Annotated in this window: 11 protein-coding genes; all 11 read left to right on the top strand. The window is 61.9% G+C overall.

Annotation, left to right across the window (positions count from 1 at the left end):
• Positions 1-226 precede the first annotated feature (226 nt).
• A complete protein-coding gene (pyrH, locus tag AC0L25_RS21615; RefSeq protein WP_095492866.1) occupies positions 227-949 on the top strand; it encodes a UMP kinase in 723 nt (240 codons plus the stop codon).
• A gap of 126 nt (positions 950-1,075) precedes the next feature.
• Complete coding sequence (frr, locus tag AC0L25_RS21610) at positions 1,076-1,630, top strand: ribosome recycling factor (RefSeq protein ID WP_077384157.1); 555 nt, start codon at positions 1,076-1,078, stop codon at positions 1,628-1,630.
• Positions 1,627-2,391 (top strand): isoprenyl transferase, encoded by a 765-nt coding sequence (locus AC0L25_RS21605; RefSeq protein WP_473597404.1) that lies wholly within the window; start codon positions 1,627-1,629, stop codon positions 2,389-2,391. Before frr ends, AC0L25_RS21605 begins: the two co-directional genes overlap by 4 nt.
• The gene (locus AC0L25_RS21600) at positions 2,388-3,218 is read left to right on the top strand and encodes a phosphatidate cytidylyltransferase (RefSeq protein ID WP_473597373.1); all 831 of its coding nucleotides are present in this window, start codon (positions 2,388-2,390) and stop codon (positions 3,216-3,218) included. Before AC0L25_RS21605 ends, AC0L25_RS21600 begins: the two co-directional genes overlap by 4 nt.
• Positions 3,219-3,334: 116 nt before the next feature.
• Complete coding sequence (gene rseP, locus AC0L25_RS21595) at positions 3,335-4,477, top strand: RIP metalloprotease RseP (RefSeq protein ID WP_473597372.1); 1,143 nt, start codon at positions 3,335-3,337, stop codon at positions 4,475-4,477.
• A 217-nt stretch (positions 4,478-4,694) separates the two neighbouring features.
• Positions 4,695-7,049: an outer membrane protein assembly factor BamA gene (bamA, locus tag AC0L25_RS21590; protein ID WP_473597371.1), complete on the top strand. Its 2,355-nt coding sequence runs from the start codon at positions 4,695-4,697 to the stop codon at positions 7,047-7,049.
• A gap of 180 nt (positions 7,050-7,229) precedes the next feature.
• On the top strand, positions 7,230-8,288 hold the full coding sequence (lpxD, locus tag AC0L25_RS21585) for a UDP-3-O-(3-hydroxymyristoyl)glucosamine N-acyltransferase (protein ID WP_473597370.1): 1,059 nt from the start codon (positions 7,230-7,232) through the stop codon (positions 8,286-8,288).
• Between the two features lies 1 nt (position 8,289).
• Positions 8,290-8,748 carry a 3-hydroxyacyl-ACP dehydratase FabZ gene (gene fabZ, locus AC0L25_RS21580; RefSeq protein ID WP_473597369.1) on the top strand — a complete coding sequence of 153 codons (459 nt, stop codon included), beginning with the start codon at positions 8,290-8,292 and terminating at the stop codon, positions 8,746-8,748.
• 13 nt (positions 8,749-8,761) lie between these two features.
• Positions 8,762-9,595, top strand: a complete 834-nt coding sequence (gene lpxA, locus AC0L25_RS21575) for an acyl-ACP--UDP-N-acetylglucosamine O-acyltransferase (protein WP_473597368.1) — start codon at positions 8,762-8,764, stop codon at positions 9,593-9,595.
• Positions 9,582-10,484 (top strand): LpxI family protein, encoded by a 903-nt coding sequence (locus tag AC0L25_RS21570; RefSeq protein WP_473597367.1) that lies wholly within the window; start codon positions 9,582-9,584, stop codon positions 10,482-10,484. The genes lpxA and AC0L25_RS21570 overlap by 14 nt, the downstream gene beginning before the upstream one ends.
• The gene (gene lpxB / locus AC0L25_RS21565) at positions 10,474-11,652 is read left to right on the top strand and encodes a lipid-A-disaccharide synthase (protein WP_473597366.1); all 1,179 of its coding nucleotides are present in this window, start codon (positions 10,474-10,476) and stop codon (positions 11,650-11,652) included. The genes AC0L25_RS21570 and lpxB overlap by 11 nt, the downstream gene beginning before the upstream one ends.
• Positions 11,653-11,711: the final 59 nt, after the last annotated feature.

The following is an 11,711-nucleotide window of genomic DNA, read 5'->3' as shown; positions in this document are numbered from 1 at the left end:
ATTTCTTTTTTTTTTTGGGGTTTTTGTTCTCTGCCCTTTTTCTGTTCTGCCGTTTTTTTTTTTTTTTTTGGTTTTGGGGGTTTTAAAAATATTTTTTTTTTTTTTTTTGGGGGGGGGGGCGCGGCTGCCCCGGGGGGCCCCCTTCGTGTATCGGAACCCAATGTTTCGGGGCAGCGCCTGCGCGGCGGCAGCCGAGGCGCGTCACACGCATGATAATGAGGACCAGATGACGGTGAAGCCTCTCTACCGACGTGTCTTGCTGAAAGCGTCGGGCGAAGCGTTGATGGGCGAGCAGCATTTCGGCATCGACGTGTCGGTAGTCGATCGCATCGCCGCCGACATCGCCGAGGCCCGCGCCCTGGGCATCGAAGTCGGTGTCGTCATCGGCGGCGGCAACATCTTTCGTGGCGTGGCCGTTGCTTCCAAGGGAGGTGACCGGGTCACCGGTGACCACATGGGCATGCTCGCCACCGTCATCAACTCGCTGGCGCTGCGCACTTCGCTGAACAAGATCGGCGTCGACGCGGTGGTGCTGTCGGCAATCGCCATGCCTGAGCTTTGCGAGAGCTTTTCGCAGCGCCAGGCGACCGCCTACATGAACCAGGGCAAGGTCGTCATCTTCGCCGGCGGCACCGGCAATCCGTTCTTCACCACCGATTCGGCCGCGGCGCTGCGCGCGGCGGAAATCGGCGCTGACGCGCTCTTCAAGGGCACTCAGGTCGACGGCGTCTATTCTGCCGATCCCAAGAAGGACCCGAATGCGACACGCTTCGAGCGCATCAGCCATGGCGAAGTCATAAAACGTGGTCTTTCGATCATGGATACGGCCGCGATTGCACTTGCGCGGGAAAACAACATTCCGATAATCGTCTATTCGATCCACGAGAAGGGTGGTTTCGGTGATATTCTGAGGGGCGGCGGCCGTTGCACGGTCGTCACGGACGACTGATCGGGAGCCCGATCCCGAACCGAAGGTTTCCCCTAGGCGAAAAGCGGGAACCGGTTTTCGGATTGAGGCTTGAATACGGGTTACCCCTGAACAGTGAACCCGGGCTAACGGGTCGAGGAGACGATGATGAGTGGCGAATACGATGATCTCAAACGGCGCATGGACGGGGCGATCGCTGCGTTCAAGCACGATCTGGCTTCGCTGCGGACCGGCCGCGCTTCGAGCAACCTGCTCGACGCGATCCAGGTGCAGGCCTACGGCACCACCATGCCGATCAACCAGGTGGCAAACGTGTCGGTGCCGGAGCCGCGCATGATCTCGGTTTCGGTCTGGGACAAGTCGATGGTCGGTGCGGTCGATCGCGCCATCCGTGAATCCAATCTCGGCTTCAATCCGATCGTCGACGGCACCAACCTCAGAATTCCGCTGCCCGAACTTAATGAACAGCGCCGCAAGGAGTTGGTTAAGATCTCGCATGGCTATGCCGAGAATGCGCGCATCGCCGTGCGCCACGTGCGCCGGGACGGCATGGAGTTTCTCAAAAAAGCGGAAAAGGACGGCGATATCAGCGAGGACGATCATCGCAAGCGGTCCGACCAGGTCCAAAAGCTCACGGACGAGATGATCGGCACAATCGACCATCTGCTTTCCGATAAGGAAGCTGAAATCATGCAGGTATAAGGGTAGGTGACCGACCCGAAAGCGAGACTATGACAAGCCCCGCGCATGTCGCGATCATCATGGACGGAAACGGACGCTGGGCCAAGGCGCGTGGCTTGCCGCGGCTTGCTGGGCATCGTGCCGGCGTCGAGGCGCTGCGCAACACGGTGCGCGCCGCTCCTGGCCTCGGCATCTCCTTCCTGACCGTCTATGCCTTCTCGTCGGAAAATTGGTCACGGCCGAAGTCCGAAGTCAGCGACCTGATGGGCCTGTTGAAAATCTTCATCCGCCGCGATCTCGCCGAGCTTCACCAAAACGGCGTGCGGGTCAGGATCATCGGCGACCGGGCAGGGCTGCAACCTGACATCAGGACCCTGCTTGAAGAGGCCGAAACGCTCACCGCACGCAATGACGCGCTGACCTTGGTTATCGCCTTCAACTATGGCGGACGCGACGAGATCGTGCGCACGGCGCGCAAGCTTGCCTCGGCGGTGGCGCGCGGCGAGCTCGACAGCGGGGCGATCACGGCCGAATCCTTTGCCGGCTCTCTCGACACCCAGGGTATTCCGGATCCGGAACTGGTCATCCGCACCAGCGGCGAGCTCAGGCTGTCGAATTTCCTTCTGTGGCAAGCGGCCTATAGCGAGCTTGTCTTCCTGCCTTGCTACTGGCCCGATTTCAGCCGCGAGCATTTGGCCGACGCATTGCGCGACTTTGCCAGTCGCGAGCGCCGTTTCGGCGGCCTGGGCGCTCAAGACGTCGCCGTGACGGCCAAGGGATGAGCAACCTCCAGCTTCGCGTTATTTCTGCCGTCGTGCTTGCGGTCGTCACACTCGGCCTGACTTGGCTCGGCGGACTGCCTTTCCGGTTGCTTTGCGCCGCCATGACGATCCTGATCTTTTACGAATGGACGCGAATGTGCCGCCCGGTCGCCGCCACGGGTCTTGGTTTGCTGCCGGAAGCGCTGCTTCTGATTTTCGTCGGCGGTTTGGTCGCTGGCCTGCCGGCGTACTGGCTGCTGCTACTTGTGGCAGTGATGGTCGTTGTCACCGCGGTCGTGGCTTCGATGGGCCAGACTTCGATGCATCAAACGGGACAGTGGGACGCGTCCGGCCTTGCCTATGCCGCCATTTCCGGCCTGTCACTTGCTCTTTTGCGTGACGGCGACCATCCCGGCCTCGTCGCCATTCTGTTCCTGTTCGCCGTGGTTTGGGCGACCGACATAGCAGCCTATTTCGTCGGCCGCGCCGTCGGCGGTCCGAAGCTGGCGCCGTCGATCTCGCCAGGCAAGACGCAGAGCGGGGCACTCGGCGGTGCCGTCGGCGGCGTGGTTGCCGGGCTGCTTCTGGCCGCCGCGGCCGGAGCCGGCAATCTCGCAGTGCTCGGCGTCGTCGCGCTCGTGCTTTCGCTCGTCTCTCAGGCCGGCGACCTTTTCGAATCGTGGGTGAAGCGCCGCCACAACCGCAAGGACTCGGGCACGCTGATACCGGGCCATGGCGGCGTCATGGACCGGGTCGATGGTCTTGTCGCGGCGGCTCTCGCCCTGTACGTCATCGGCTGGATTTCGGCGACCGCCGACCATCCGGCACAGGGGCTGTTTCCAGCTTGATCGGCACTGATTCCTGGCCTGGTTTCTTGACCTGCGCGGGATGCGCCATGGATTCGCCGGCATTGATGCCACAGTCGCGGTACGACCGTGCCGCGGACGAATTTTGAGGACATGAGTTGAACGAGATTCTTCACGCGGTTTTCAGCACGGAAGGCTTTGTCCTCGGCACGCTGGTGCCGTTCCTGTTCGTGCTGACCGTAGTCGTGTTCGTCCACGAGATGGGACATTATCTCGTCGGCCGCTGGTGCGGCATCGGCGTGAAAGTCTTTTCGATCGGCTTCGGCCCGGAACTCTTCGGCTTCAATGACGGCCATGGTACGCGCTGGAAACTCTGCGCCATACCGCTCGGCGGCTATGTCAAATTCGTCGGCGACATGAACGCCACCTCGAGCCAACCCAACTCGGAGGAGATCGAAACGCTGACCGATGCCGAGCGTAAGATTGCGTTTCACACGCAGCCGGTCTGGAAGCGCGCGGCGACTGTGGTAGCCGGTCCGCTGTTCAATTTCCTGCTGACGATCGCCGTCTTCGCCGTGCTGTTTACCGCCTATGGCCGCCCTGTGATGGAGCCGATGGTGGCTGAAGTTACCGCCGGCAGTCCGGCGGCACAGGCCGGCATCCTGCCCGGTGACCGATTCGTCAGCGTCGACGGCAGCAAGGTCCAGACCTTCGCCGACGTCCAGCGCCGGGTTTCGGGCCGCGGCGGCGACGCGATCACGTTTGTCATGCTGCGCGACGGCAAGGAGATCACCGTTACGGCGACGCCGCAGTTGATGGAACAGGAAGACGCGCTGGGCAACAAGGTCAAGGTGGCCGTGATCGGCGTCGTCAACAACCAGGAATTCGGCCAACCCCGCCTGATCACCTACAGCCCGGCTGGCGCACTGGCTGCCGCGGTCGAGGAAACCGGTCACATCATCCAGGGTACCGGCCAGTTCCTGCAGCGTTTCGTCGTCGGTCGCGAAGACAAATGCCAGTTGGGCGGCCCAATCAAGATCGCAAAGATGTCGGGGCAGGCGGCAAAACTGGGCTTCGACTGGCTTGTGCAACTTGTTGCGCTGTTGTCGGTCGGGATCGGTATTCTCAACCTTTTGCCGATTCCCCCCCTCGACGGCGGGCATCTCCTGTTCTACGGCGTGGAGGCCGTCATTCGGCGACCGGTGTCGGAACGGATGATGGAGATGGGTTACAGGGCCGGCCTGCTTCTCGTCTTGGGCTTCATGGGGTTCGTTTTCTGGAACGACCTGTTTGGGTGCTGAAATCATGAAGAAATTTGGCTTCGGCACAGCCAATGTTGAGACGCCGTTTACCATGCATTGGGATATGCGTGACGCGAAAGCCACGCAACAGGGTTAAGTAAATACAAATTAACCAGGAGCCTTGCGTGTAGGGAAAATCCGGTTAATACGGTAGGGGAAATTACCGCACGTCCGGTTTTCTCGCCGTGGGGACTTCGAGAAAAGGTACAAAAGCCCGATGAAGGCAGCATCCAAGTTTCTGAGCGCCGCGTCCGCGGTGGCCCTGTCCGCCGCCCTGGTCGTACCAGGTGCGCTCGCAGTGCAGTTCGTTGCCACATCGGCGGCCGAGGCCGCTGTTGTTTCAAGAATTGAAGTCAGCGGCAATCAGCGTGTCGACGCCGACACGATCCGCAACTACGTCACGATCAAGCCCGGCAAGGCCTTTTCCAGCTCCGATATCGACGATGCGGTCAAGGCGCTGTTCGGCACCGGGTTGTTCTCGGACGTCCAGATCAACCAGGTTGGTTCGTCGCTGGTCATCAAGGTTTCCGAATATCAGGTCGTGAACCAGGTGCTGTTCCAGGGCAACAAGAAGCTCAAGGACAACGCCCTTGCGGCCTCGGTCCAGTTGAAGCCGCGTGGAACGTTCTCGCAGCAGGCGCTCGATGCCGATGTCGAGGCGGTTAAGGCCGCCTACAGGCGTATCGGCCGCGACGACGCCGCCGTGACCACCCAGATCATGGATCTCGGCGACAACCGCGTGAACGTGGTCTTCAACATCAATGAAGGCGGCCGCACGCAGATCGCCGCCATCAATTTCGTCGGCAACAGCGCCTACTCGAGCCGTCGCCTGTCCGACGTCATCTCCACCAAGCGCTCGTCCATCCTTTCGTTCGTGCTGCGCGACGACGTCTATGACGAAGATAAGCTGCGCGCCGACGAGGAGCTGCTGCGCCGTTTCTATTACAATCACGGCTATGCCGACTTCCAGGTGATTTCCGCGGTCGGCGAACTCGACGAGACCACCAATAAGTACACGGTGACGATCACCGTGCAGGAGGGCGATCGCTACACATTCGGCGACGTCAGCGTCGAGAGCACGATTCCCGAGGTTGACGCTGCATCGCTGCAGTCGGTGGTCGAAACCCACAAGGGCGACGTCTACAACGCTGAGAACGTCGAAGACACCATCATTGCGTTGACCGAGAGGGTCGCCGGTTCCGGCTATCCCTTCGCCCAGGTGACGCCGCGCGGCGATCGCAATTTCGAGAACCACACCATTTCAGTGGTTTATACGATCGACCAGGGCACCAAGGCCTATGTCGAGCGCATCGAGATACGCGGCAACGACCGGACACGCGACTATGTCATTCGCCGCGAATTCGACGTGAGCGAGGGCGATGCCTTCAACCAGGTTCTCATCCAGCGCGCTAAGAAGCGGCTGGAAGCGCTCGATTATTTTGAAAAAGTCGAGGTTTCCACCGTACCCGGCTCTGAGCCAGACCAGGTGGTGCTGGTGGTCGACGTGGTCGAGAAATCGACCGGCGAGTTCTCGGTCGGCGCCGGCTATTCGACAGGCGGCGACACGTCAGGCCCATCCGTCGAAGGATCGATCACCGAGCGCAACTTCCTCGGACGCGGCCAGTTCATCAAGCTATCGGCCGGCGGCGGCAAGAATTCGCGCGACTACAGCTTCTCCTTCACCGAGCCCTATTTCCTCGGGCGGCGTATCGCTGCCGGTTTCGATATCTTCAACCGAACCAGGGAATACGACGACTATAAGAGCGAGACGCTTGGCGCGACAGTGCGCTTCGGCCTGCCGATCACCGACGACATCTCGACGCAGCTGGCGTACAACATCTCGCAGGAGAAGTATAAGCTCGACGATGACTGCGATCCACTGGCTGGCTGCGACATCTCTCAGGCTGTCCTAAACGGCATTGCGGAAAGCCCGTGGCTCAAGTCGTCGGTCAGCCTCGGTCTGGTCTATAACACCATCGACGACATGAAGAACCCGCATGAAGGCATCTTCGCCAATGTCGTCACGGAAGTGGCCGGCCTCGGCGGCGACGCCAAATTCGTCAAGGTAACCGCGCGTGGCAGCGTCTACCAGACATTGTCGGAGCAGCTTGATCTGGTGGGGGTGGTTTCGGGTGGGGCTGGCCATATCCAGGGCTTCGGCAACGACGACCTGCGCATCTTCGATCATTTCCAGAGCAGCGACCGCATGATCCGCGGCTTCGCCTATGGCGGCATCGGTCCGGCCGCCCCAGCGCCCAGCGACGATCATCTCGGTGGCACCACCTATTTCAATGCCTCTGCGGAAGCCCAGTTCCCAATGCCGGTCATTCCGGAAAGCTTCGGCCTGCGCGGCGCGGTCTTCGCCGATGCGGCGACGCTCTATGGCAGCAAGATCGATTCTGCACTGGTCGATCAGTCGACGGTCGACATGCAGTGGCGCGCCTCTGTCGGCGTCGGTCTGATGTGGGCGTCGCCCTTTGGCCCGATCCGCATCGACTATGCAATTCCCGTCCTCAAGGAGGACACCGACGACGTGCAGGAATTCAACTTCGGCATATCGACCCGCTTCTAATCGGCGGGCAACGATACTTCCGGGCCGTTGGGGTCCGGAAGAGAGTGATCCGACACTACAGCGCCGCGCGTCCTCTTGGACGCGCAAAGGACGCTGTAGAACTTTGATTTCGCGCATGATCCCTCCCGAAAATCGATCCCGATTTTCGGGGTCATGCGCTAGCTGGATATAGCTTCTGGAATGACCGATCCGGTGTTCTTCGCGCCATCACGCCGGTATACGGCTGGCGAAGTCGCGAATCTGACCGGCTCGGTGCTTGTCGATTCCGACCTCGCCGATATATCGATCGAAGCCTTGGCGCCGGCAAGCGAAGGCGGCGAGCACACCCTTGTCTTCGTTGATGGCAGGCGCAACTTCGCGCTGATGCAATCGGTGCGGGCAGCGGCGGTTCTCTGTCCCGCCGAATTTGCCGGCAAAGCGCCGGCGGGCATCGCGGTTCTGGTTCATCCGCGCCCGCAACAGGCTTTCGCGATGGTCGGACGCCTTCTTTTCCCGGCGGCTGCGACACCGGCGCCGATGACCGGCGAAACCGGTATTTCGCCGCATGCCCATATCGATCCATCGGCGCATGTCGAGGCCGGCGCGATTGTCGAGGCCGGCGCGATTATCGGCCCTCGCGCTTCTATCGGCAGCGGAACCGTCATTGCGCCTCATGCCGTCATCGGTCCCTCCTGCCAGTTCGGCCGCGACGGCTACGTCGGTCCAGGCGCCAGCATCCAGTACGCGCTTATCGGCAACCGCGTCATCATCCATGGCGGCGCCCGCATCGGCCAGGACGGTTTTGGCTTCGTGGCCGGCGCCAAGGGCCCGGAGCGCGTCCCGCAAATCGGCCGGGTCGTCATCCAGGACGACGTCGAGATCGGCTCGAACACCACGGTCGATCGTGGCGCCATGTCCGACACGATCATCGGTCAAGGCACCAAGATCGACAATCTGGTGCAGATCGCTCACAACGTCCGCATCGGCCGCAATTGCATAATCGCCGGCCTTTCGGGTATTTCCGGTTCCGTAACGGTGGGCGACAACGTCACCATGGGTGGCGGTGTCGGTCTTGCGGATCACCTGACCATTGGGACAGGGGCCAAGCTTGCTGCAAGAAGCGGGTTCATGAGCAACGTCCCTGCGGGCGAGATTTGGGGTGGTTACCCGGCGCAGCCGATGGCGGAAGCCATGCGGGAGATCGCGGCTCTGCGAAGACTGGCCAGGGCGCGGAAATCGGGCGACGGAGGGAAGAGCTGAGATGGTGGCGGCGACGACGCTCGAGGCGGTCGACATATTGGGGCTGATGAAGCTCCTGCCGCATCGTTATCCGTTCCTGATGATCGATCGCATCATCGACATCGATGGCGACGAGTCTGCAATCGGCATCAAGAACGTGACCATAAACGAGCCGCATTTCCAGGGTCATTTCCCGGATCAGCCGGTCATGCCCGGCGTGCTGATCGTCGAGGCGATGGCGCAGACGGCCGGCGCCATTTGCATCCGCAGCCTTGGCACCGAAAAACCCTCGCTGGTCTATTTCCTGACCATCGACAACGCCAAATTCCGTAAACCGGTCGTTCCCGGCGACCAGTTGAAGATCCATGTGAAGAAAATCAAGAAACGCGGCAACCTTCTCAGATTCGCCTGCGAGGCCCTGGTCGACGGCGTCAAGGCCGCGGAAGCCGAGATCTCGGCGATGATGGTTACGAGCGACTGACGATCGAATGCTTATGAAAATCCAGACAGTCATCCATCCATCTTCGGTCATCGAGGCCGGTGCAAAAATCGGCGAAGGCGTCCGCATAGGGCCATTCTGCCACGTCAGCGCCGACGCGGTGGTCGGCGACCGCGTCGAACTGGTCAGCCACATCTCGGTGATGGGCGCGACCACCATCGGTGCGTCGACCAAAGTGTATCCGATGGCGACACTAGGCGCTCCGCCGCAGAACACCAAGCACAAGGGCGGCCGCACCACGCTGGTTATCGGCGAGAACTGCACGATCCGCGAAGGCGTGACCATGCACCTCGGCACCGATTCCAGCCGCGGCGAGACTGTTATCGGCGACAACGGCAATTTCCTTGCCTACGCCCACATCGCCCATGATTGCATCGTCGGCAAGAACGCCACCTTCGCCAATCAGGCGACATTGGGCGGCCATTGCGAGATCGGCGACAACGTCTATATCGGTGGCCTCACCGCTGTTCATCAGTTTGTCCGCGTCGGCGACAACGCCTTTCTCGGCGGTTGCTCGGCAATCGTCGGCGACGTCATTCCCTACGCCATCGCCGTCGGCAATCGCGCCAGCCTTCGCGGCCTCAACATCATCGGCCTGAAGCGCGCGGGCCTGCCGCGCTCCGAGATACTTACGCTGCGCAAGGCCTACAGGACGATCTTCGATCGCTCCCGAACCGTCGGCGAAAACGTCGAGTTCGCCAAGGCGGAATTCGCCTCCTCACCGACCGCCATGAAAATCATCGATTTCATCGTCAGTCGCGGCAAGCGGCACTATGCCGTCCCGTCGCTCAAGGCTGGCGACGGCGACGATGCAGATGACGAAGATTGAGGCCACCCGGACGGGCCTTGATCTCGCGCCAGACGCCAAGGTCGGCATCATTGCCGGCGGCGGCAGTTTGCCGGTCGAAGTCGCCAGGGCGCTTGCTGGGCAAGGCAAGTCTCCCTTCGTGGTAGTAGTGGCGGGCGAGGTCGACCGCATATCCGACTTCGACGCCTATGAGCAGACGACGTTGAGGCTGGAGGATGTCGGCTCTCTGCTGCCGACGCTCAAGCACCATCATGTTACCCATCTGGTGACCGCGGGCCATATCACACGCCGTCCCCGGCTGAGCGCCATGCGTCTCAATCTCGGCCTGCTCGCATGGGTTCCCAGCCTTCTTGTCGGTGTAACCCAAGGCGACGATACCGTGCTGAAACTGTTCGTGCGAAGGATCGAGCGCAGCGGCATCAAGGTTGTCGGCGCCCATGAGATCGTGCCGGAACTGGTCGCGGCCGAAGGGACGCTGACCAAGGCTGCGCCGCGGAAGTCCGACTGGCGCGACATCGAAGCGGCGCATACGGCGGCAAAGGCCATCGGCGCGCTGGATATCGGCCAGGCGGCTGTTGCGATCGGCGGCCGCGCCATCGCACTGGAAGGCGTCGAGGGCACTGACGGATTGCTCGATCGAACAAGGCAGTTGCGCGGCCATGGCAGGCTGGCGGGCAGAACCCGCGGCGTTCTGGTCAAATGCGCCAAGCCCAGCCAGGAGTTGCGCGCCGATCTGCCCTCCATCGGCCCGCAGACGGTCGAGGCGGCGCATGCCGCCGGACTTGTTGGCATTGCCGTCGAAGCCGGCCGCTCGCTTGTTCTGGAAGGCCCCACCGTCGTCGCCCGTGCCAACGCGCTCGGCCTGTTCGTGATCGGCCTGCCTGCTGCGGAGCCGGCGCATGGCGACTGAGAAACCGCTGAAGATCGCCATCGTCGCCGGCGAAGAATCCGGCGACCTGCTTGGCGCCGACATCGTAGCGGCGCTGAAGCGCGCGACCGGCCGCGAGGTCCGGCTCGTCGGCATCGGCGGCCGGCATTTGCAGGCGCTCGGCCTCACGCCGCTCTTCGACGGCGGCGAGATCGCGCTGATGGGCCTGAGCGCTATCCTGCGCGACCTGCCGCGCCTGATGCGGCGGATCAGCCAGACGGCCAGCGCGGTCGCCGGTGAAAAGCCCGACTGTCTCATCACCATCGACAGCCCGGATTTTTCGCTGCGTGTGGCGAAAAAGGTGCGTGCAGCCGATCCGGCAATCCCGATCGTCCACTATGTCTGCCCGAGCGTCTGGGCGTGGCGGCCGGGCAGGGCCGTGGCGATGAAACCGTATGTCGATCATATCCTCTGCATCTTGCCCTTCGAGGTGAAGGAGCTCGCCCGCCTCGGCGGTCCGCCCGGCACCTATGTCGGCCATCGCCTTACGCACGATCCGGGCGTGCTCGGCGCTGCCAAGGCGCAAAGCCTGCCGCGCGACCTGTCCGACGATCGTGTAAAGACACTGCTTGTGATGCCCGGCTCGCGTCGCGGTGAGGTGCGGCGGCTGGTCGGCCCATTCGGCAAGACGATCTCGATCCTGCGCGCGCGCGGACACCGCTTGCGCGTGCTGTTGCCGACGGTGCCGCATGTCGCCGATCTGGTTAGGGCTTCGGTGGCAAGCTGGGACGAGAAGCCGGAGATCATCCTTGATCGCGAACGCAAATGGCAGGCCTTCGGCAAGGCAGATGCAGCGCTTATCGCATCGGGAACGGTGTCGCTGGAACTGGCGCTGTCGGGTGTGCCGATGATCTCCTGCTACCGGCTCGATCCGGTCATGCGGATGGCCCAGCGCCTGATCACCGTATGGAGCGCTGCCTTGCCCAATCTCATCGCCGATCGCCCGATCGTGCCGGAAAGCTACAACGAATATGTGCGGCCGCACTATCTGGCGCGGCAGTTGGAGGCGCTTCTTTTCGATACCCCCTATCGTGCATGGCAGAAGGACGGTCTTGCCGAGGTGGCCAGACGCATGGCCGTCGACAGACCTTCCGGCGATATCGCTGCGGGGGTCGTGATGAGGTACATCAAGAGAGTGAGTAGGGAGTAGAAAGTAGTTGGAGCCAATCAGCGCTCCCTTACTACTCCCTACTCCCTACTCCCTACTCC

This window comes from Mesorhizobium sp. WSM4813 (assembly GCF_055811555.1).
This window is presented reverse-complemented; position numbering and strand designations above follow the sequence as displayed.

Excerpts from the sequence above, each read along its gene's own strand:
- pyrH (WP_095492866.1), top strand. The coding sequence starts at position 227 with ATGACGGTGAAGCCTCTCTACCGACGTGTCTTGCTGAAAGCGTCGGGC.
- frr (WP_077384157.1), top strand. The coding sequence starts at position 1,076 with ATGAGTGGCGAATACGATGATCTCAAACGGCGCATGGACGGGGCGATC.
- AC0L25_RS21600 (WP_473597373.1), top strand. The coding sequence starts at position 2,388 with ATGAGCAACCTCCAGCTTCGCGTTATTTCTGCCGTCGTGCTTGCGGTC.
- bamA (WP_473597371.1), top strand. The coding sequence starts at position 4,695 with ATGAAGGCAGCATCCAAGTTTCTGAGCGCCGCGTCCGCGGTGGCCCTG.
- lpxD (WP_473597370.1), top strand. The coding sequence starts at position 7,230 with ATGACCGATCCGGTGTTCTTCGCGCCATCACGCCGGTATACGGCTGGC.
- fabZ (WP_473597369.1), top strand. The coding sequence starts at position 8,290 with ATGGTGGCGGCGACGACGCTCGAGGCGGTCGACATATTGGGGCTGATG.
- lpxA (WP_473597368.1), top strand. The coding sequence starts at position 8,762 with ATGAAAATCCAGACAGTCATCCATCCATCTTCGGTCATCGAGGCCGGT.
- AC0L25_RS21570 (WP_473597367.1), top strand. The coding sequence starts at position 9,582 with ATGACGAAGATTGAGGCCACCCGGACGGGCCTTGATCTCGCGCCAGAC.
- lpxB (WP_473597366.1), top strand. The coding sequence starts at position 10,474 with ATGGCGACTGAGAAACCGCTGAAGATCGCCATCGTCGCCGGCGAAGAA.